The sequence below is a fragment of the Pseudoalteromonas sp. T1lg65 genome (genome assembly GCF_051930985.1).
Lineage (GTDB): Bacteria > Pseudomonadota > Gammaproteobacteria > Enterobacterales > Alteromonadaceae > Pseudoalteromonas.
This window is the reverse complement of sequence record NZ_CP196838.1, coordinates 168,883-190,474: the sequence shown is the minus strand read 5'-3', so window position 1 is coordinate 190,474 and position 21,592 is coordinate 168,883. Positions and strand designations below refer to the sequence as shown.

The 21,592-nt window shown below is 40.3% G+C and carries 14 protein-coding genes; 9 read left to right on the top strand and 5 right to left on the bottom strand.

The window, feature by feature from the left end:
- Positions 1-82 precede the first annotated feature (82 nt).
- The 3 genes from ACSLBF_RS18255 (at position 83) to ACSLBF_RS18245 (ending at position 2,582) form a co-directional block, all read left to right on the top strand.
- Positions 83-547, top strand: coding sequence for a DUF4920 domain-containing protein (locus ACSLBF_RS18255; protein WP_440056821.1), 465 nt, complete (start codon positions 83-85; stop codon positions 545-547).
- 381 nt (positions 548-928) lie between these two features.
- Positions 929-1,738, top strand: coding sequence for an alpha/beta fold hydrolase (locus ACSLBF_RS18250; protein ID WP_440056820.1), 810 nt, complete (start codon positions 929-931; stop codon positions 1,736-1,738).
- 43 nt (positions 1,739-1,781) lie between these two features.
- On the top strand, positions 1,782-2,582 hold the full coding sequence (locus ACSLBF_RS18245) for an alpha/beta hydrolase family protein (protein ID WP_440056819.1): 801 nt from the start codon (positions 1,782-1,784) through the stop codon (positions 2,580-2,582).
- 406 nt (positions 2,583-2,988) lie between these two features.
- Here ACSLBF_RS18245 and ACSLBF_RS18240 read toward each other — a convergent pair whose 3' ends face one another.
- Entirely contained in the window at positions 2,989-3,465 is a 477-nt protein-coding gene (locus ACSLBF_RS18240; RefSeq protein WP_440056818.1) for a nuclear transport factor 2 family protein, read from the bottom strand.
- 221 nt (positions 3,466-3,686) lie between these two features.
- Between ACSLBF_RS18240 and ACSLBF_RS18235 the strand changes: the two genes are divergently transcribed.
- The 3 genes from ACSLBF_RS18235 to ACSLBF_RS18225 all read left to right on the top strand — a co-directional run bounded on the left by ACSLBF_RS18235 (position 3,687) and on the right by ACSLBF_RS18225 (position 7,205).
- Entirely contained in the window at positions 3,687-4,754 is a 1,068-nt protein-coding gene (locus tag ACSLBF_RS18235) for a GDSL-type esterase/lipase family protein (protein ID WP_440056817.1), read from the top strand.
- 785 nt (positions 4,755-5,539) lie between these two features.
- Positions 5,540-5,725, top strand: a complete 186-nt coding sequence (locus ACSLBF_RS18230; RefSeq protein ID WP_440056816.1) for a hypothetical protein — start codon at positions 5,540-5,542, stop codon at positions 5,723-5,725.
- Between the two features lie 379 nt (positions 5,726-6,104).
- Complete coding sequence (locus ACSLBF_RS18225) at positions 6,105-7,205, top strand: DUF1570 domain-containing protein (protein WP_440056815.1); 1,101 nt, start codon at positions 6,105-6,107, stop codon at positions 7,203-7,205.
- Positions 7,206-7,451: 246 nt separating this feature from the next.
- Here the strand turns inward: ACSLBF_RS18225 and ACSLBF_RS18220 are convergent, their stop codons facing one another.
- Both ACSLBF_RS18220 and ACSLBF_RS18215 read right to left on the bottom strand, forming a co-directional pair.
- On the bottom strand, positions 7,452-7,595 hold the full coding sequence (locus ACSLBF_RS18220) for a DUF2256 domain-containing protein (RefSeq protein WP_440056814.1): 144 nt from the start codon (positions 7,593-7,595) through the stop codon (positions 7,452-7,454).
- 128 nt (positions 7,596-7,723) lie between these two features.
- On the bottom strand, positions 7,724-9,994 hold the full coding sequence (locus ACSLBF_RS18215; RefSeq protein ID WP_440056813.1) for an aminotransferase class V-fold PLP-dependent enzyme: 2,271 nt from the start codon (positions 9,992-9,994) through the stop codon (positions 7,724-7,726).
- A 503-nt stretch (positions 9,995-10,497) separates the two neighbouring features.
- Here ACSLBF_RS18215 and ACSLBF_RS18210 point away from each other — a divergent pair.
- Positions 10,498-11,388, top strand: coding sequence for a sulfite exporter TauE/SafE family protein (locus tag ACSLBF_RS18210; RefSeq protein WP_440056812.1), 891 nt, complete (start codon positions 10,498-10,500; stop codon positions 11,386-11,388).
- An 18-nt stretch (positions 11,389-11,406) separates the two neighbouring features.
- On the opposite strand, the gene ACSLBF_RS18205 is transcribed toward ACSLBF_RS18210, so the two are convergent.
- The gene (locus ACSLBF_RS18205) at positions 11,407-12,615 is read right to left on the bottom strand and encodes a response regulator (RefSeq protein ID WP_440056811.1); all 1,209 of its coding nucleotides are present in this window, start codon (positions 12,613-12,615) and stop codon (positions 11,407-11,409) included.
- Between the two features lie 375 nt (positions 12,616-12,990).
- On the opposite strand from ACSLBF_RS18205, the gene ACSLBF_RS18200 reads away from it, so the two are divergent.
- Together ACSLBF_RS18200 and ACSLBF_RS18195 are read left to right on the top strand one after the other, a co-directional pair.
- Positions 12,991-13,881 (top strand): cation diffusion facilitator family transporter, encoded by an 891-nt coding sequence (locus tag ACSLBF_RS18200; protein WP_440056810.1) that lies wholly within the window; start codon positions 12,991-12,993, stop codon positions 13,879-13,881.
- A gap of 112 nt (positions 13,882-13,993) precedes the next feature.
- On the top strand, positions 13,994-16,762 hold the full coding sequence (locus tag ACSLBF_RS18195) for a response regulator (RefSeq protein ID WP_440056809.1): 2,769 nt from the start codon (positions 13,994-13,996) through the stop codon (positions 16,760-16,762).
- Positions 16,763-16,802: 40 nt separating this feature from the next.
- Here ACSLBF_RS18195 and ACSLBF_RS18190 read toward each other — a convergent pair whose 3' ends face one another.
- Complete coding sequence (locus ACSLBF_RS18190) at positions 16,803-21,344, bottom strand: EAL domain-containing protein (RefSeq protein WP_440056808.1); 4,542 nt, start codon at positions 21,342-21,344, stop codon at positions 16,803-16,805.
- Between the last annotated feature and the right edge of the window lie 248 nt (positions 21,345-21,592).

Here is a 21,592-nt window from a genome sequence, read left to right as displayed (position 1 = left end):
ATTCATTCATTACAAACGCTAGATTATAGTTCTACTTAACTGGCTGACAATTAAGCAATTAGTATGTAATGGAGAAAATACGATGAAGGATTCAATAAAACTAACAGCACTTTCGTTGGCGATTTTTTCTAAGTTTAGTTTTGCTACCCCTCTTGAGTTTGCCGGTGGCGCGGATATGAGCAAATTGGTTGATGCGCAAATGGTACTTGATGATATTGAGGCATATCAAGGTAGAGTGATTACCTTAAAAGGTGAAGTCACCAAGGTTTGTCGTAAAAAAGGGTGCTGGATGAATTTAAATGTCCACCAAGGTTATGAAATTACAGTAAAAGTAAATGACGGTGACATGGTTTTTCCGATGGCTTCAATAGGTCGAGAAGCATTCGCTACGGGTATGCTACAGAAAATGCAGCTGTCACTTGAAGAGACCAAGGCGCATTTGGCACATAAAGCGCAAGAAAACGGCGAAGCGATTGATGTCACTTTAATTACTTCACCGATCACCGTATTTCAGCTTCGCCCTAATGCAGTGACCATCTCAAATTAACGGTTATTCACTAGCCCGTATCAATTAAAATCAAACACCAGAAAAAGCGTTCGCAGATCTTATCAAACGTATCTAATTTATAGTAACTCACCTCGGCTGCTGGCGTTTAGTCTAACTTAAAAAGCTTTTTTGTTTCATAAATGGTTACAAACTAATACTCGATATTATCTTAAGTGCTCTATAGTATTCCACTGTCATTATTTGAAAGTAAACTCGGTCCGCATTAACACCTAAGCTATTTTAGAGATTAACCCCATCGCTAATGGTGTGAAAGTTTCTTATTTAGAACAATTAAATAGTGAAATATTGCCTGTTAAGTTGGGTTATTTGATTAAATGGATTGGCATAAGCTCAGTCATGCAAGGATAAGGAGTTGTTACGTTGAAATCGGTTCTTAAACACTTAGTCATTATCTCGTTAGTCATCAGTTTTTTTGCACATGCCAAGCAAAATTGTAGCGACTTAGATAACGAGGTGTGGGCTAATCAACAATGCACAAAGATAGAAACATATAAAAGTAACACACTCTCGTCTTCACCATCACTGGCTATCGTCCTTCATGGTGATGCCCATCAATGGCCGCCATCGTCACATTATCGGATTGCACAAAAATTATCACAGTTGCAAGACAATGTTATTGCCGTAGGTATGCTAAGGCCAGGCTACAGCGACGATTGGGGGCGAACATCCGATGGTGAACGCGGGGATACGGTTGGTGATAATTATGATGATGCTCGAGTTATACAAATTGCCGAAGCCATTACTAATTTAAAAAATCACCATAAAGCTCAAAAAGTTGTGGTATTAGGTCATTACGGTGGTGCAACAATACTTGGCCGCTTGATAGCTATGTATCCTAACTTAGTTGATCACGCCGTAATGGTTTCGTGTAACTGTAATATCAATGCGTGGCGTAAGGCGTTATACGAGCGTACACAAGAAGATATTTTTAAAGATAAATTATTAGTGACCTCGCCCATGGATTTGGCGCATAAAGTGTCAGATAGTACCGCTGTTAGCTTAATTGTTGGGAAAAATGATAAAAAGACAGGGCCTGTCTACTCTCGTGAGTATTATAACGTGCTTAAAAACTTGTCTAAAAATGTTTCCTTAAACGTAGTTGATGGCAATCATTATATCTTTAGTCATCAAGCTGTTGTGAATACCGCAAGTAAAGCACTTGTGCGTTGAAATCAGCATCACACCAGAATAAAAATCAAAAGGAAGTTTTCAAATGAAGCTGCTTAATTTAGTGGGAACGATTTTATTAGGCATCAGTGCTACTTCGTATGCAGATGACACATGTGGTAACCCTGAACGAGAAGTTTTTGCTGATAAAAAATGTACAAAAATAGAGACATACAAAAGTAATACTCTATCAGCCAATCCAATACTCGCTATTACACTGCATGGTGATAACGCTTACATTAGACCCTATTCTCAGTATCGCGTAGCTCAAAAAATTGCCAAAGAGAGAGACAATGTTGTTGCAGTAGGCATGTTACGTCCAGGCTATACGGATGATTTTGGTAGAACTTCTGACGGCGAGGTTGGGCTAACCGTGGGTGATAACTACGACGATGCGCGTGTAGATCAGATCGCCAGCGCTATTACAGCTTTAAAAAGACAGCATAAAGCGAAAAAGGTTGTGCTAATCGGCCACTCTGGCGGGGCTGCGATTACCGCACGTCTTATCGGTCTTTATCCTGATCTAGTTAACCATGCCGTTGCGATCTCGTGTCCGTGTGATATTAACGCTTGGCGAAAAGATATGCTGATTAGAAATGAATATGAACCATTTAGAGGAGATATAGATATTTCTTCTCCGGTTGAGTTAGTTAGCAAAGTATCAAATAGCACCAAAGTGAGTCTAATTGTTGCTGAGGATGATGATGTCACCAAACCTTACTTAACTAAAAGCTACTATACGGCGCTAAAAAATCATCATAAAGATGTGGAGATGCAGTTAATTGCTGGGGACCATAACATTTATCAAGTAAAGCCCGTGATGGACATGATTTTAAAAGCGTTATAAGCACTCCTCAATCCAGTGCTGAAGTGGGGTTATCATTGAAGCATCGTGATATTTCAGCTCGCTTATAGCCTGATATTAATAGCCAGCATATTGTTTTAGGTGTTTGGGGTTGGATAAATTACTGCATTTAACGCTTGGGTTTTGCTAACAATATAATGCCCAAGAGGCAAGTGATACTCACCAGGCCTAGAAGCACAATAGATACGCTATTCAGCTGCAGATTTCCGAATAGAATTAAGTCGTTCATAAGTAATGCTGAACTTGCAATAAAACCGGCGATAAATCCAGATTTTCGTTTTTGTATACTCACTCAATGTTCCTAATGCTCATGTAAGCTGACAAGAGCTTAATCGATAATGCCTTTAGCAGATCTATAGCAAAACCTCAGCCGGTGTTTAATAGGCCATTAGAGCCACTCATCCTTTTTGAATATTTCAACATGACGCGCTTCTATTAAACACCCATCATCAGTGAGTACCAGCGTATCTACATATTTCCCGTTAAATACTGACATACTCTGCTGTGTTGAGTTAAGCGGCTTGCGAAATAACACAAAGTAGCTTTCAGCGTTGACTTTGTCGTCTGCTAACGGTGTGAACCGCACGTTTGTGATCATATGTGTTGTTTTAAAGTTATTTAATGCGGCTTGTTGGCGCTGAGTAATCGTGTCGGACCCTGCTAAGGAGATATTTAACGCGGGAATGGTGAACTTCGCATCGGGAGTAAACAAGCTCTGATATTGCTCACTACTGCCTTTATCCCGATATATGACATAGTTTTCTATTGTTTTTTGACATGCTGAAAAATTTATTTGCTTGTTGGAAGAAGAACTACAGCCACCTAGCAATACCAAAAACAATACCATTATATGAACTTGTTTCACTTTAACTCCTATTAGACATTACGCATTTTATAGCAAGTGGACTTTGCCAGTATAAGCCATCTTCTTATTCGGTGCGTTCAAGCCAAGAATAAAACTACTTGGCATCTATCCTGAAAATACGCTTTTGATAACACACTTTAAAAATACTCAAGTCGATTACTTTGACCTGAGCAGTTGTGCACATTATTTTTACATATCCACACAAAAAAGGAACATTTAAAATGAGATTACCTCTATTTTTAATGCTGTTAGTTGCGACCGAGCTATCTGCTCAGCAACTGCCGGCGACTGATCACAACATTATTTTTGAAGGCAGAGTAAGTAAAAACTACCAGCAAGGTAGCGTAAAGCTAAATTGGCCAGGAACTCAAATGCGTACCAAATTGATTGGCCGCTCGATTGCCATCGATATTAAAGGCTACGGAGACCAATTTGATGTATTAGTTGATGGCAAACTACATAAAAAACTAAAGACTAGTTATTCTGGAGAATCAGAGCATTTTGTTCTGTTTGAGCAAGAAGATCATAAAGCGGTGAACATCGAGTTGGTCAAACGTTGGGAGAACTATCAAAATAACACTGAAATTCTACAAGTACATATTGATGGCCGTGTAGAGGGAATTTGGCAGCAGCAGCCACATATTTTGTTTATTGGTGACTCAATTAGTGCCGGTTTTGGTAGTGAGTCAAATAAGCGTCAATGTGAATGGCCTGAAGTTGTAGCAACAAGTAATGCGCGCCTTGCATTCCCTTATATGACGGCTGACATGCTAAATGCTAGTTATACTCAGGTTTCATATTCAGGTTTAGGATTGGTGAGAAACTGGAGTGGCAATCAACCTCATCACACGCTCCGAAGTTACTATGATCAGTTTTCAGCAGTGCCAAATAGCGGCAATGAGTTTATTGATAAATACCCACAGTTGATAGTGATTGAAGTCGGTACTAATGATTTCAGCACAGATCCACAGCCACATGAGCCGTGGGATAACATTTTGCAGGTAAAAGCAAGTTGGGAGAATACGATGGTAGAGTTCGTAACAACGCTTAGAAATCGCTATCCAATGACCCCCATCATTTTTATGCCAAGACCCGCATACCCTTATGACTATATTATACCAGCAACTGAAACCGCCAAAAGCCGACTTGAAAAATTAGGTGTAACAGAACTTTATACCCATAATTTTTACTCAGAGTTAAATGGTTGTGTATGGCATCCTACGGAATCTGAACACAAATCAATTGCTGATAATTTAGCCGGATTTATCCGAAGTATTTCAATTTTATAATATCAAAGACGGGTTCATATTGTCATAATACACAATATGAACCTTTAAACTGGTAATTTAAGTGGCTTGTGTTTTTTTTGATCATGATGATAATGTTTCATAAGGTTATATAATAACTAAGTCTACAAGAAGTTTGTTTTATTTTCTAGTTTTTCATTCTTCAAATCCAAATGTAACATACCTATATATTTCAATTGTTTGTGTTTTAAATTTGGTTATTCTTTTAATGCTTTAAATTTAAAATGTGATTTGAATGTGACCCTTTCATATTTATTTATCTGCGCTATGAGTTTTACTGCTTGTCGGTATTGCATCACATCGTTTCTGCGCTTAATGTAGGACCGCGGCATGTTACACGCCGTAACTCGGTTCTTATGTTCTACTATATTAAGGAAATAAATAGCATGAACCTAAAGGTTAATAAGAGAAAATTAACAAACTTGTCTATCGACACCAACGCTACACTGTTGGCGAAAGACCTCACTCCAAATGTAGCTGGAGGGTGGGAAGCTAGTGGCGCTACTCTACCACCGCCAGTCTGTATAACAAAAACATGTTGTTTTACACCTCCAACAGTCAATTGCTAAGATCTTTAAAAGATATATTTGAATATAAATTAACCTACTTTGCCCGTCGTTTATATTCTTGAATAATATATTTCATATAGATTTCTACTAATTTGATATTGTTGGCTATTTACATTGCCTCCCTCTTGGTTATATATTTAAGGGGCTGTAAATAAATAAAAATGTACAGCTTTTTCGTTTTATAAGGATAATTACATCATGAAGTTAAAACTAAACAAAAAAAAGTTAACTAACCTTTCTAAAGATCAAAATACTCTAGCGAACGATATGACTCCGCAAGTTGTTGGTGGTTTGAAAGACATTACTGATCTAAAGCCTATCATTAAGCCTTGTACTGGCTGTGTTAGCACCTGTGGTATTATTCCACCATTTGACGATATGTAATTGTTAAATAGGGCACTCACGACCAGTGAGTGCCTTTCTGACTTGTTTGTTCTTCCCTGTTTTTTCAGTAAAACTCTCAAAGACTCACGGATAATTTTTTAATGGACTAAATAACGTTGTTTATTTACCCGTTGACACTGACTTAAAATACTTCAACACTTGTCGCTTCTACTTTAATCATTATCTTGTAATTTAAAGTGGCTTTTACAATCAGTAGGCTATAACGTTACTCGATTGACTAACCAGCCAAAATGAACGACTGTTTTTTAGGGTGTGCAGGTATCACGGCTGTGCTAAATTCAATTCATGATGCATGCACTAAATCAGTTTATCTAATGGGGTGATTCCAATCACTTTGGAGCTAGCAAGGATTAACGCCATGAATTTTCTGAGAGATATAGTTAAATGGGTTAGCTACGTGGTGCTAGCTATATTTTGTATGGTGATTGTGAGTTGGCATTTATTGGACCCCGAATTTTTAAATATTGGCAAGAAATCCGCTATAAATGCTAGAGACTACAGTGAACAAACAGTCCTGCAAAATATCGTTCACTCTACACAAAATAAGGTCGTTCCGTTAGAACCACTTTTAGAAAGCAAACAACTAGCCCCGCAATCACAAGAGCAATTTTCCACTTCATTCCCTGTTTCAGATGTGAATGAGAAAACATGTCGAGTCATTACTAATGATGTTTTCAGAGCTAAAAAAGAAGATGCTAACAATCGTTTTTTCACTTTTAATTTGGTCGCACCATCGGTTTCCAAGCAGTTTGAAAACCGTGCCTATTCTAGATTAGTAGCGCTGTTTGAATTTTTTGAACGGATGCTAATCGCCTATGCACCATCCAGTATGCGCCAAAATGCTCCTATAAGTATCAATTTATATGTGTTGGCAGACCGAAGTGAATATGAAGCGCATGTTGCTTCTTATGGCGCATCGGCTCAGGGAAATAAAGGATTATATTTAGGTTCCCATAATGTTGGTTTAATAGAATATAGAGTGAACGACGCAACCACCCTCAATACTCTGGTTCACGAAGCAACACATGCATTGGTTTATTATACATTTGGTCTTGTTCCTAGGTGGTTATCCGAGGGATTAGCCGAATACTTTGAGGGGATACACTATGATGGTGAGTGGACAAATATTCCATCAAACCGAGCGTGGTTAAAAGATGAAAAACTAAGATTTCAGTTTTTAGAACTGGGAACGCTAGTCACCAATGAACAGCAATGGGATACTGCGTTACGGCATGCATTGTACGCAAATAGCTGGCACCTTATCTATTTTCTGATGAACAACGAGCGGGGGCGACAAGCCCTATTTACCTATTTGATTATGGAACGTTCTAACCCTTGTAATGTGATTGATGGCTCAGAAATAGAAGGTCTATTACTCAACAGCTATGAAACGTTAGAATCTGACTATATACAGTGGCGAAATGAACCGCTGCAAAGTTATCGGTTTAAACTTCAATAGCTATTTTTCAACGCACATTTGTCGTCGTCCTAGTTGTGAGTAGAGCCAATTGATTAACCTCAAGCGCGGACAAGCGAATTTGCCAAATAATACTATTTCGTCCGCTCTCTTCGTTGTTTTCCCTTGCCATAGCCAGCGATGACAAGGGAAAACGCCTTGATGTTGAACAAAATTTCATTATTGGTACTAGAAAACTTATGGATTCTTCAGTATTTACACTTTCAAAATTCTTATTCGCAGCTGAGGTTAATTATGGATTTTCTTGGATGCGCAACGCTTTGAACAATATTTGACGTCGTCCCAGCAGTTTTGCCATTTTTTGCGCCAGTTGAAAGGTCGCAAGCAGGTGGAGCAGACTTTTTGCGGTAAATGCACTTTTTTGTGGGCCATGAATACGTTGGTAAACAGTGTTTTGCGTTATGAGCATTACGTCAGAGAGATTAAGTAGATCAAAAAAGTGCCTAAAAAGCTGAGCGCAATTTAGGCACTTTAAGAAAGGAATCTGTGAGTAATACTTACTATCTAGGCAGATCCGCCAGGGCATAACCACCTTTAAGGTGACCAATATTGCTAAATCCTAACCTTGCTAAAGCTTGCGCAGCGACCTGAGAGCGACTACCACTGCGACAAACTAAGATCAGTTCTTTACTTTTGTCTTGACCAAATCGAGCGATAAAGTCGACGAGTCTTGTTAGCGGTACATTTTGGTCAAACTGCTGAGCATGATGCAGTGCATACTCATGTGGCTCACGAATATCAATGAGTGCTGTAGTAGGGTGCTGTAAAAGGTGCTGTTCAAGGTCGCGTGCTGAGAATTCTTTAAGTTCGAATGAAGCCTTGCTGCAAACTGAGGCACCACAAAGTATTTCGCTGCCACTTTCATCATTGATCTGTTGGTCTACTATTGACTTCTGTTCGACGAATGACGCAAGGCTAAGCTGTCCTTTGAGCACGTCATTTAGCAAAGTATTTCTTTTGCATTCAGCCTCAATCGTCGTAGCAAATTCGTTATTGTAGTCGTGACTTGGGCACAAAATTGTTCCCTGGTCCGAGATATTTTTAACGATAAGCAGGCTTTCGTACATAGCTGCTGCAGAACTGGTTGCGAAGTTTGTTCTACCCAATGCTCCCATTAGGATAAGATCGCCACAAAAGAGGTATTTTATTTCTTCAGAGTCGTTACTTTTGTCTAATATGAGATAGCTGACGCTGTCTTGTGTATGTCCTGGTGTGGGTAGTTTGGCAATATCAAAATCGCCACACTGAATTGAATCTAAATGGTGACCTTTTAGCGTCACTGATTTTGTTGCTTTAGGCCACCCGAGGTGATCGCAGTTATCTAGCTGATTTACCAATTCGATGCGACTAGATTCATGATCAGCGTGACCATGAGTATCTAGCACGGCAACAACGTTTAATTGTTGGCACTGAATAATGGTTTTCAAACGATCGACTAATTCAGCGAGTGGATCTATGATCACCGCTGATTTACTTGCGCCATCCACAAATAACCAGCAACAAGCTCCGCCGACTTTAAATTGCACTAGCCCATCTAGAGCTTCTTTCTCGCTCACCGTATTGTTGTGTTGCAACAGACAACTATGTCCTAATGCCTGAGCGCAATGCTTAATCCTATCACAAGCTTCAGTAATCTCTTGCTGTGTTGTTGCAGGGCCAAATGACATTCTAATTGCTGATTCACTTTGCCACGCAGGTAGTCCCATAGCATCCAGCACAAAGCTTCTGGTTACCTTAGAACTACATGCTGAGCCTGAACTGACTCGGATATTTGCAGCATCAAATAAGTCCATGATTTCTTTAGAGCTAAAGCCAGGGATAGCAAAGTTTAAAGTAGTGGGAACACTGTTCTCAAAATCATGGTTGAAAGTAATGGTTGGGAACGCTTGCTTGAGCGTTTCAGAGAGTTGTGTTCTGTATGTTTGTAATTGTTCAAAAGATGCAAAAGCGGCATTGTCTGTTTTGAGTAATTCGTCAAAAATCACTTCTAGCGCTGCCATACCATGTATGTTTTCGGTACCTGAGCGAAGCCCGCCTTCTTGACCACCACCTGCGATAAAGGGAGTGAACGGTGCACCTTCTCGAATGTAGACAAAGCCAATGCCTTTAGGTGCGTAGAGTTTGTGGCCGCTAAACGGCGCATAGTCAATACTTGTGTGGGCAATATTGAGCGCTCGTTTTCCTAAAGCTTGGACACAATCGACCATCCAAAATACGCTAGGGTTTACGGTTCGAATCGTTTGTTCAAGTGCTTGAAGGTCTTGATATACACCCGTCTCGTTATTGACTGCCATAGTGCAAATCATTAACGCATTTTCGATATGTGCAGCAATAAATTCATGATCTAATTTACCAGTACGGTCGACGGGGATAGCTTTAACTTCAGCGTTTACACCTAGTACTTTGTTCCAATGGCGTAAGGACTCAGGGACGGCTTTATGTTCAGTGGCTCCATAAAGTAGCGTATATTGCTTGTTATCGTCTAAGTGTTTCTTAGCTTCACATAGCGCGGACAATATAGCTGTTTGTATTCCTTCAGTTGCGCCACTGGTAAAAATAATATGTCCTTGACCTGAGCCGATCACTTGTTGAGCTTTACCACGAGTACGCTCCATGATTTGTTTGGCTTGTAAGCCTGTGATGTGGCTACTACTCGGGTTCCCAAACATGGTGCGCATGGTGATGAGTGCGGCATCCGCAGCCTTTTCTAAGACCGGTGTGGTTGCATTTGCATCTAAGTAAATTTGGGATAACGCGTTTTGTTCAGTCATGCTTGCTGCCCTTATATAGCGAACTACATCTATAACTAAAGGTAATATGTAATTATATATTGTTATATTAAGGCAGTTGTGTTTTTGATTCAACCGCTATCTAAGCGGAATTTTGACCAGCAAAGATCTGATTCGCTGCACTAGGCAGCTTGTATTAGATTCAATGGCTATTGCATTAGCTAAGTGTGAAAGCAAAAGTTTTTATGTTAGTGGCATCAGTGACAAAGCAAATTGCTTCAAGTCTAATAGGAAATTCACGGCATTGAATTGATATTATTTATGTAATACTCCTGTTAATACAAATTTAATTTGATATGTTTTTCCAGTTCAGGTCTAATCGCAAATCGTGTGATCTGCGTAACAAGTTTTTCTGCTGATTTCTTTAAAGTTAGTTACACAAATAACCTGATAAATTAAAGTTGCTTTTGGGCGCTTTTAGATCTCAAAAAATGGTAAAGCAGTAAAATGAAGTGGAAGTGGGGGAAACCCCAAATGGATGATTAATGATACAACGAATAGCTCAGCCGGCAACTTGGCCAATACTCTTTACGCTACTAGTGTACGTCGTACTAATTTGGCTACAAGGCTTTTCACAGGCATTAGCACAGATATTAGCTGAATTTGAAATTGCATTGACGATGGCGCTTGGCTCGTTTGTCGCAGGAGGCACGGCATTAGGAGGCGGTGCAGTGGCATTTCCTGTGATGACTAAAATGTTGGCAATTGAACCCGCGACGGCGAAAGTTTTTTCGCTAGCGATACAAAGCTTTGGTATGAGCGCTGCCACGATTACTATTTTCTGTCGTCAAATTCCAGTGTACCGAAACGTTATTATGATGGCGTTGCCAATGGCTGCATTGGGCGTAGTTATTAGCTTACAGTTCATCGCCCCGTATGCACCTAGATTACTGGTAAAGTCTATATTTAGCTTGTTGCTATTGTGCTTTGCAGTAACTTTGGTTTTGCGGTGGTGGAGAAAAGCACACCATCAACCCAGTAGCGAATTCATTAGACCTAAACTGCTTAGATTTATGCTGGTTGCCTTTATTGGTGGAATTGCAAGTGGGCTTGTTGGTTCGGGTGCCGATATCGCACTGTTTGCTTTATTGGTGGTGGCCTATAATGCTGATGTTAAAAAAGCGACGGCTACCTCAGTGGTAGTAATGGCGTTTACGTCGTTAGTTGGAAGCGGTGTAAATGCTTGGCATTTAGGCGCAGTTACACCTGAAATCAATAGTTATTTACTCGCTGCAATACCCATAGTCGTAGTAGGAGCGCCTTTAGGCGCCTACGTTTGCTCCAAGGTTAAAGTAGGACATCTAGTGAGCTTTTTACTGCTGCTGATCAGTCTAGAAGTCACCTTCACTGGCTACGAACTGTATTTGCAAATTTGATATTCGGAGCCGATAAGATCACTGCTGCAACTCTGCATTGGTATGCAATGCTTTTTCTACGGCTTTTAGAATAGCATGCTTGGTTGATGGCTTAGTGATGTATCCTGCAAGCCCCAACGAAGCCCATTTTCTGATAATGTCTTTGTTTTTGTTACTCGTTAGCGCAATTATTGGTAAATCTTTGCAATGTGCTATGTTGCGAAGGTTTCTCGTTGTATTGTAACCATCAAGTTCTGGCATAAAGAGATCCATAAATACCAGAGAAAACTTCTGTTTACGCAACCGCTTAATCGCAGTAAGTCCACTTGAAACACTTTCAACATGATGTCCTTCATCACGCAGTATTTTGGCAATCATCTCTCGATATATTTCATTGTCTTCAACTACCATGACTTTAGATGGCTCTGTTTTAGCGGGTGCAGGTTTTGCAACTTCGACTTCACCCTCGTGACCGATAGGAATAACGTGCTGTGCTGCAGTCGCGGTTTTGGGAATGTCTCTTTCTGTTAGTAGTGCTGAAAACTCCGCTACGGAAAGTTGTTTGTCTTTTAAACGTGAGGTTAGTTCTTTGACACTGTCAGCGAGTTGCTGTTCAAGCTGATCAATCAACGGTGCTAAATGCTTTTTCTTAAGCTCAGTCAGTAGATCATCTTGGACTTGATTTACACCTTTGGCTTGTTCTAACTTAACCCGTGCTGACTGTAAGGTTTCTTCCGCTTTACCTTGGTACTCTGCCGCATCATCAATAAGTTGCTTGAGTTTTTCATCGATTCGGCCAAAATGCTCTTCGCGAATATCATGTACTTCCTCAGTGTTTTCTGACCGTAGTAAGGCATTGTGTAAAATCATTCGAAAGCGATAGTTTTCGTACATCGGTTTGTAGACAAAATAATCGCTGAATATTCCTTTAATACAACACCGAAAAGCGATACCGGATTCTTTATTCTCGCACAGTAAAATATTTTCGTGTGGATAATTGAGCAAGTTGTGTTTGGCTAGCAGACTATAGAATTCCACACTTTTTGCGACGGTACTGCGGGCAATAATAATAACGTCTGGTGGAGCCAAAGTGATAACCTCTGCCGCTTCTTTATGGCTGGTAAGCACTCGATATGAATCAACTTGAGAGGAAATGATATCAGTGACCCCTGAAAGCTCCTGCGGATCGTCACAAATGATGATTACTCTTGGATGTCTTTGACCATGATCGACGTCTTTGTTGCGCATAGAATCCCTCGCAATTTAAAAAATTTAATTAAAGCAACGAGTTAAGCCCTTGAAAGCTGATTTCTATGTCCCTAGAGTCAAGCCTTAGTGATCAGAAGATAGGTTTAGAATGAACTAAGGCTGCCAGCATAACTCAGTATAGAGCGTATTTTATTTTGTGCATGAATAATCTATTCGGTTGGATAAACGGGAGCGCCACTTACGTTATTCAAATGCTTACTGATTAGTAAGTGCAACCTGATCCAAATCAGGTTACAATTGAGACTATATATCATTACCATTTGCGACCAAGTAGTGAAACAGGTTGTTGTTTCTTATTTTATTGTTGATTGTTGAAATCGGTCGCTGCCATTTTACAGGTTTTATTTTCTCCATATGACGGAAATTACCACGCACCAAGCTTCACGCAAGAGGCTCATTATTGCGTTGTGCATAACGTGTTCTTTTATGCTCATTCAACTAGTCGGTGCTTATTATTCTAATTCTCTAGCGGTTTTAGCGGATGCCGGTCATTTGTTTGTGCACAATAGCTCGCTTTTCATCGCGCTGATTGCGTCGACCGTTGCAATTCACTTGGCCAAGACTTTTAGTGATGGCTATAAAAAAGCAGAATACACAGGCGGGCTCATTAACGGGTTGTTGTATCTATCGATTGCCGTGCTAATTTTGTTTGAAGGTAGCGACCGCTTGAATCACCATATGACCGGTAACGAACACCACGTTGATAGCTATTTAATGTCTGTAATAGCGGCGGTTGGGTTTTTGTTTCATGGTGCTTCTGCTTGGATTTTATATAAGGGCAGAAAAGACAGCATTAATGTATATGCAGTGTTTTTACACTCTTTCTTTGATTTGTTATCAACAGTCTCAACTTTTTTTGCCGGTGTGATAATTCACCTAACAGGCTGGTTAGTGGTTGATATCCTATCAAGTATGTTGATTTCGGTGTTTGTATTGTTTACGGGCATTAAAGTACTGAATACGTGTATTAAAGGTTTACTATTAAAGTCACCTGCTTTACCCAGTGTGAAGGCAGTTGAACAAGCTATTATTAACACCGAACACGTTGAAAGTGCACATAATATTACAGTTACTAACGCCGAAGGAAAGCTAGTCGTTGGTGCACATATTGTGCTCAACCACCATTGCACCATTGAAGCGCACGACTCAGCATGCAGAATCGAAGTCGAATCGGTTTTGACTGAACAATTTAAAGTGGCGTCTTGTGTACTACAAATAGAAAGTCATCAATGTCCTGACCATTAACGGCTTTAAAACTATGCCATTTACGTAAGCTAATAGTCACTCTAGCTTGGCAAGTGTAAATTTATTTCATATTGTTTATATCTATTGTAGGTAATTTGAGTGTAGTAAGATATTGATCCAATATAGAGCTGTTTTTATTACATTACTTTTTGGGGTGTTAGGTGGTATCGCCAATTTACTCCCATTTTGGTTTCTTGATAGCTCTGAGTTTTTATTTGGTCAACTCTTTGTTCTGCTTATATTGTTGCGCTTCGGTTGGCCATATGCGGTAGTTGCTGTAGCGATTAGTGGCTGTTTTATATGGTACCGCTGGGGACACATGTTGCCTTCCGCGGTTTTCCTAGCTGAAGTATTTTGGTTGTACTTTGTTTCTGTCAAACCGAGAAAGCTGTTTTTGGTTAGAGGCTTAGCGTTTTGGTTGCTTTTTGGTCTTCCCTTACTTTTCATTTTTGGCTATTTCATTCTAGCCCTACCACTTGTCGTTATATTTACCGCCCTTGCTAAATATTTTATTAATGCCGCGATATGTCTTGCGATAGCGGATCTGTTCAGCTTTTTCTTTGCTAGAAGCAAGTGGCAAGGGGTGCCACTGCGCCAGATCCTAAGCTCATCAGTTAGCCTCGTTATCATTCTCGTGGTACTAATTCTGTCTATTGTGCTGACAAATAATCACTACAAACGGGTTGAATTTGAAGTTCAAGCTCAACTTAATACCGCATCCGACACGGTGATATTGCAAATCAATGATTACCTAGATAGTTATCGCCGAGCAGTCAGTATGGCGTCACATAGCATTGCGCAAGGTATTGATAAGAATGCTATTTTAGCAAAGTTGGTTAATACATATAAAAATATGGATACGGCCATTTTTGTTAATCATGAAGCGGAAGTGACACACTTTTTCCCGCCTGCATTTCGAGAAAGCATGGTCGGTATGGACGTCAACGTTTCTGATCGTGACTATTTTAATCAAGGTCGCTTTTACCCTGAAGGTTATGTCTCTGGCGTGTTTAAAGCACGAGGCTATAACGAAGCAACGATTGTGGCTATATCTGCTCCTGTATATCAGCAAGACGAGTTTTTTGGGGTTATTGAAGGCTCACTTAAATTTGAATCGTTTGAGCGATTTATTCCTCATGTGTTAGCACAACGAGGTCATTTAGTTATATTGGACAACCAAAATAGAATTGTTTTTAGCTCTTTGAACACTGAGTTCAAAGCGTTAGATATGCCTTCGGAACAGACACTGTCTGAACTTTATGACAAGCAGACTAATCTTTTCGAGGACTCCACTGAGCAAGTGTTTTATAAGCAAGTCTCGCTATCAAAAGACTATGGCTGGTCAGTGGTTTCTCTTATTGAGAGAAAGCATTTGAATTTAATTGCTGCAGCAGCTTGGCTAGACTCATTACTATTTGCTGGACTGATAATCGTCTTGAGTACATTGTTTGTGCAGCATTTGGCTAAGTTACTTGTTCGGCCGATTAATGCATTAAGCGAAGATATTAAGAAATATGAGCCAAGTCAGTTGATAGAAAACTCGGCGGTGAACGAATCGAGTTTTCTTGAAATTGTTGAACTACAGCAGCAATTTAATCAGCTCGCTTTTAAGCTGACGATGAGTTTTTCAAAACTTCAGTTGGCAAATAGCGAAAACGAAGCGCTCAATGAAAAGCTGAAAAGCTTCAATCGTCGACTTGAGCAGCAAGTAGCGGAAAAAACTAAAGAGCTAACAAAGGCAGTTGAAGTTGCAAACCATGCAAACCAGTCAAAAAGTCTCTTTTTAGCAAATATGAGTCACGAAATTCGCACCCCGTTAAATGGCATAATCGGGATGTCAGAGCACTTATTAAGAGACAAAAGCGTACCCAGTACATTTCTCGATAACGTTTCCATTATCCAGCGTTCCGCAAAAAATTTGTTATTGATTTTGAATGATATTTTAGATTACTCAAAAATCGAAGCGGGGGCATTAAAGTTAGAGCTCCGTTCTGTTGATATTCACGAGTTAATCAGTCGTCAGGCAAGTGTCTTCGAGTCTACAGCGTTAAAAATTGGCGTTAAGTTTCATTATGATTTTGATGAAAGCTTGCCTAAGTATCTCCAATTAGACGAGTTACGAGTTTCGCAGATAGTCAATAATTTACTCAGTAATGCGGGTAAATTCACCAACGAGGGCGAAATAAAACTAATTGCTCGATATAGCCAGCAAGTCTTGAGTATTTTGGTTGAGGACAGCGGTATCGGTATCTCAAAAGCACACCAAGCAACGTTGTTTAAAGAGTTTGTGCAAGCCGATTTGTCGACAACCAGAAAGTACGGCGGTACAGGCCTGGGTTTAGCGATAACGAAGAAGCTGGTTGATGCAATGGAGGGAGAAATTACTGTTATAAGTGAACTCGGATGTGGCAGTAAGTTTCTTGTAGCAATACCCGCGCTTTTGGGAGAGCAAACGCAAAGCAATAGTGTTGAGGTTGAGCCTCCTTCACTTGCGGGTGTTAATGTTCTCTTGGTTGAAGACAATAGAATAAACCAAGTGGTGATCAGTAAATTATTGAACATGACTCAGTGCAACCTACAAGTCGCGATGGATGGAACCGAAGCGCTCGAAATGTTAGAAAAGCATTCAAGCGATTTAGTGTTGATGGACTGCCAAATGCCTAATATGGACGGTTTTGAGTGTACCGAGCGTATCCTTGCGGACAATAAACTTTATGGGCGCCCGTATATCATTGCAATTACTGCCAATGCATACGAAGAAGACAGAGAAAAGTGTTTGGCGGTGGGGATGAATGATTTCATTCCCAAGCCAGTCGATTCTAATGTGCTTTTTCAAAAGATTGGCGATTGGCTGGAACTGGACCGAGATAAAACAACCTAAAACCCGTTCTGTGGCATATTATCTCTAAATTTCGTTAACGCTATTTAAAATTTATATCCTCAAGTTTATCGTGGCTGTATTCAACGAGTAGTTGTTGTGCAGACATTGGTTTAGCGAAATAATACCCCTGCATATACTCACACCCGATTGCTCGTAGAAAAGCCAGCTGCTGCTCGGTTTCTACACCTTCGGCAATACATTTCATATCTAGGCTTTGAGCTAACAGATAGATGGTTCGGATAATCGACTTATTCACGCTCCGGTTATCCATATTTCTTACAAAGCCCTGATCTATTTTAATGATATCCAGTGGGAACTCATTTAAGTAGGTTAAGGAAGAGTAGCCGGTACCAAAATCATCAAGCAATAACGTAAAGTTTGCTTGTTTCATCTCGCTCAACGTGGTTCTCGCTTTGGCAATATCAGACATAAAGCTTGATTCAGTAATTTCTAACCGCAAGCGGTTGTTGGACAGGTTATGGGCAGTCAGAATATCGCTAAACTGCTGAGTGATTTCTGTTCGCAAGATGTGTACTGCGCTGAGGTTAAGAGACACATAAAAGTCGGCCCGTTTCATAAACATTGGACGCAACTCGGTTAATGCACGAATTAACGCTTGTTCCGTTAGCTGTTCAATCATACCCACTTCTTCTGCAATGGGAATAAAATCATCTGGTGGCACCTGTACACCTTCATGTTGCCAACGCATTAGCAGTTCAACGCCTGCAATTTGTCCAGTTGTTGTGTTGATTATTGGTTGATAGTGATTGTAAATTTGGCCGTCTTTGGCAGCGGTTTTTAGTGCGTTTTCCAATGTCAGTTTTTTGGTAATTTCTTCATTCATTTGTTCGGTAAAGAACTTGAATGCATTCCTACCAGCCTGCTTAGAGTGGATCATCGCAATATCCGCATTTCGGATCAGGGTTTCTGCGCTGTTTGCGTCAAAGGGATACACAGCAACACCAATGCTTGCAGAGACACTCACGGTGATCCGATCAATCTCCAGCTTTTCTGGGATCAGCTGCACTAATTTAGTAACCAGCGAGCTCAAATACTCCGCAGACGATAATTGTTTTACCAGCAGCAAAAACTCATCACCGCTTTGTCTACCTAAAATGCAGTTATCGTCGAGATGCCCTTTGATTCGCTCAGTGATGGCTATGAGCAGTTTATCACCAACCAAGTGACCGTATGCGTCATTGATGGGCTTGAATTTATCTAAATCAATAAACAGCAAGGCACAGCTACTTTGTGACTGCTCTGCATTAAATATTGCAAATTCTATGTGCTGTAACATTAGGTTTCGATTCGGTAAGTTCGTAAGCGAATCAAAATTAGCTAAGTAGCGTAGCTCGTTTTCAGCTTGCTTCTGTTCAGTTAAATCCGTGACGACCACTACAAAGTATTGTAGTGTCGCATCATCTTTAGATATTGCACTGATACTCAGTTGCACAGGATGAAGTTGGTTATCATCGTCGGTAACTTGTACTTCTTGGCGTAAGTATTGGTTTGGGCCCATCGATTTAAGTTGTTGGATCAAAGCGGTCAGCTTTTTTTGCCCAATCGATTGAGAAAAACGTTCTACAGTGAGCTCGCTAAGCGCACGCTTGGGATCGATATTAAAGGCCTCACAAAAACTTCGGTTAACTGAGATAGGCACCAGCTGAGGGTCTAATATAAGCAACCAATCGTTTACTTGACTAACTGCTTCACCCAAAATTGACGCTTTGAGCTGGTTGGCTTTATGTTCGGTAATATTGGTATAAATCCCAGTTAACTCTGCAACAGACCCATCGGTGTCATACTCAGCGACTTGACCAATGTCGTGAAACCAATGCCATTGGCCATTGTTGCATAACAAACGATAGGACAAAGAAAGGTGCTCTTTTGTTGGGTTGCTTATAAACCTTTTCCAAGCGGTTTCTACAATTTCGCGTTCATCGGGATGTATTGCATTGTAGTGATCCTGAATAGAAATAGTGTTGGATTTATACCCCAGTATTTGCGAGCGTTCCTGCGTTACCTTGTGCGATTTGAGGTTAACAGACCATATACCACTTTGGGTCGAACGCAAGGCCAGCTGGGTCTGCGTATTCGCCTGCGTTAACGCTTTTAATGTGGACTCTAATTGTTGTCGTTTGAACCGATGTCTTTTTAACAACAGCAATAAGCACAGCACTATCATAAAGCCATAAGCAGCCATTGCCATTGGAGAGCGCCATGGCGAGTAGGAAACAGAAAAGTCGACGACCAATTTGCTGGTTGGTTCTGAAAGGGGCGTTGTTTGTTTTGTGATGGTTAAAGTGTAGGCACCAGGAGCAAGTTGATTAAAAAACAAGTGTTGATTGTCTATTTGCTTGAAATTTAAATTACTTGGTCCTTCTAGATTCGCATACAAGTTACCTTGGCCTACACCACTAAAATCAAAGCTTGATAAGCCTATTTCTATGCCCATAGCGTCATAGTTAAATGACATTGCTTGTTGTATGGCCCTTGGCGCAAACAAATGTGCGTCACTGGACAGAATATCAAGTTGGGTTAGCTGAATATCAGCAGTATTTGCCACAGCCTCGGTAAAATCTTCAGGGTTAAATAAAACGGCGCCTTTAACAGTACCAAAGATCAGCTTTCCGTTACTTAATTGAGCAGAAGCTCCAGCGTTAAATTCCACCGAAGGTAGACCATGATTCATTTTATATATTTCTAGAATCTGCTGATTTGGAGCATATTTGTATAAGCCTCTTTGCGAACTAAACCAAATTGCTCCGTTCAAATCTATTTGTATTCTGTAGATGGTGTTACTTAATAAGCCTCGGTCTTGATTTATGACTTGCTTGACTTCATAGGTTTTACTGTCCAATTCAACCAAGCCTTCTGACGATGTCGCTAACCAAATTGTGTGGGCTATGGGATCTTGAATCCAGCTTTCTACAGCTGGAATTGATTGTTTATCCGATTTGGCATACAACACATCGATATTTTGCTCAGCAGCATCGTACCGTAGTAATCCGCGACTTGTGCTAACAAAATATTGGTTATTATTACTCGGGGAGAGAGGAGGTAAGAAGAAGAATGATTCATTGACGTCAATTTTGGACGATAGTCCAGATAACCGAGTAATGTTGCCGGATTTGGCATCAAACTCGAAAAAACCTTTTGTACCAATAAATATAAAGCGTTGTTGTGGATATTTAGTAAGTCCCCAGCTGTACTCTCCAATCTCGACGTCAGACAAGGTATTAAAAGCGACAAATTTATTTTCATTACGATAAAATAGCCCGCTGTTAATTGCAGTCTGTACAGCATAGATTTGTTGTTGTTGGTCCACCGGAAAAATGCTGTGAATGGCGTCAATGCCATAAGGCGCGTTGGGATCGCTATTGGTTAAATAAGTCGCTTCTAACTTTTCAGATATAGGATTGAATGCATTGATCCCATTATCAGTACCTATCAGGAGCAAGTTTTCTGCGATTTCAGTTATAGCCCAAACATTATTGTTAGATAATTGCCGCGTATGTTCATGTAATGTATCGAATCTTAGGGTGCTTGAGGGCCAGATGTACGCACCTTCCCCATGCGTTCCCATCCACAAGTTATCGGATTTATCTTTCATTAATTTAGTGATGCTTGTGCTTGAAAGCATAAAACGACTTTGTGCTAAATCAAATACTTTACTAACGCGCTTGGCTTTACGGTCAAACATATACAAACCATTGTCAGTGCCAATAAATTCGCCAAATGGTGTGATTTGGTGGCCCCACACAGACATGCCCGCTACTAACAATTCGCTACTTTGTTCCTTGGTTATATTATCCACCAATGGAACACTGTAGAGGCCATTAACTGTGCCGACCAATAATCCCAAAGACGGATCTTTTTTGAGAAAACGAACTTTGTTTTCAGTTGACTCGGTTTCATGATTGTATTGGATTATCGAAAGCGCATTTGTTAGGGGGGCATAGCGGTAAAGTTGTTTGTTCGTTGCGATAAGCAACTGCTCGCCAGTACTCAACAATGAAGAAATAAACTCGCCTTCTGGAACTCGGGTTATAAATGTTGACTCAAACGAACGCAAGCTAAGGGAGTGAATTTCTCTTCCAATTGCCATAACCAGTTTGTCGTTGTGGCCAAACGCTGCTGAAACTGGGTCTACAAAAGGGCTGTTTTCGTGCAATTTGCCAGAGTAAATTTGGATGGCTTGATAAGTAGATAAGTCGAGCAGGTAAGTGCCTGATACCGCTGTCGAGACTAGTAGATACTTTTGATTGATTACGGCCAGCTTGAAAATGTCTTTTTGTTCCAGGCCAACTCCAGCGCCAACCGTCATAATGTTGCTACCATCGTGCCTGTTTAGCCCTTGGCGTGTGCCAATCCAAACAAATCCCAAATGGTCTTGAACAATGTCGGTGATGGCTGATTGAGATAATCCTTCTTCGACCGAAACGCGGGATATTTGCTGTGTATGCCCACTAGCAAAAGCTTGTAAAGAAACAAGCAGTGCCAAAAGTAAAATGCATATGTAGTTATAAATCATCCATAGACCTTCGTTACCAGCTTCGCAGGCTACCCAAATCGTCGACAAGTAAACTCATTCAACCTCAGCTGAGGTTATTTAGTAAAAACAAAGTAGTTACTTTAAAATAGGTGCGTGAGTCTATAAGAATAGTTGCTATAAAATCAACTTAAAGAAACTACTTTACTAACCTTTGGTTACCAAATTGATAAGCAACGCATATTTATCAAAATATTAATAGTCAATTTAGTACTCAATATGTCACCCACCGACTCGCCACCATTCAACCACGACAGTCATTTTCAAAGTATAGGGTA

Excerpts from the sequence above, each read along its gene's own strand:
- ACSLBF_RS18200 (WP_440056810.1), top strand. The coding sequence starts at position 12,991 with ATGACGGAAATTACCACGCACCAAGCTTCACGCAAGAGGCTCATTATT.
- ACSLBF_RS18220 (WP_440056814.1), bottom strand. The coding sequence starts at position 7,595 with ATGGCCCACAAAAAAGTGCATTTACCGCAAAAAGTCTGCTCCACCTGC.
- ACSLBF_RS18210 (WP_440056812.1), top strand. The coding sequence starts at position 10,498 with ATGATACAACGAATAGCTCAGCCGGCAACTTGGCCAATACTCTTTACG.
- ACSLBF_RS18255 (WP_440056821.1), top strand. The coding sequence starts at position 83 with ATGAAGGATTCAATAAAACTAACAGCACTTTCGTTGGCGATTTTTTCT.
- ACSLBF_RS18215 (WP_440056813.1), bottom strand. The coding sequence starts at position 9,994 with ATGACTGAACAAAACGCGTTATCCCAAATTTACTTAGATGCAAATGCA.
- ACSLBF_RS18235 (WP_440056817.1), top strand. The coding sequence starts at position 3,687 with ATGAGATTACCTCTATTTTTAATGCTGTTAGTTGCGACCGAGCTATCT.
- ACSLBF_RS18230 (WP_440056816.1), top strand. The coding sequence starts at position 5,540 with ATGAAGTTAAAACTAAACAAAAAAAAGTTAACTAACCTTTCTAAAGAT.
- ACSLBF_RS18225 (WP_440056815.1), top strand. The coding sequence starts at position 6,105 with ATGAATTTTCTGAGAGATATAGTTAAATGGGTTAGCTACGTGGTGCTA.
- ACSLBF_RS18205 (WP_440056811.1), bottom strand. The coding sequence starts at position 12,615 with ATGCGCAACAAAGACGTCGATCATGGTCAAAGACATCCAAGAGTAATC.
- ACSLBF_RS18245 (WP_440056819.1), top strand. The coding sequence starts at position 1,782 with ATGAAGCTGCTTAATTTAGTGGGAACGATTTTATTAGGCATCAGTGCT.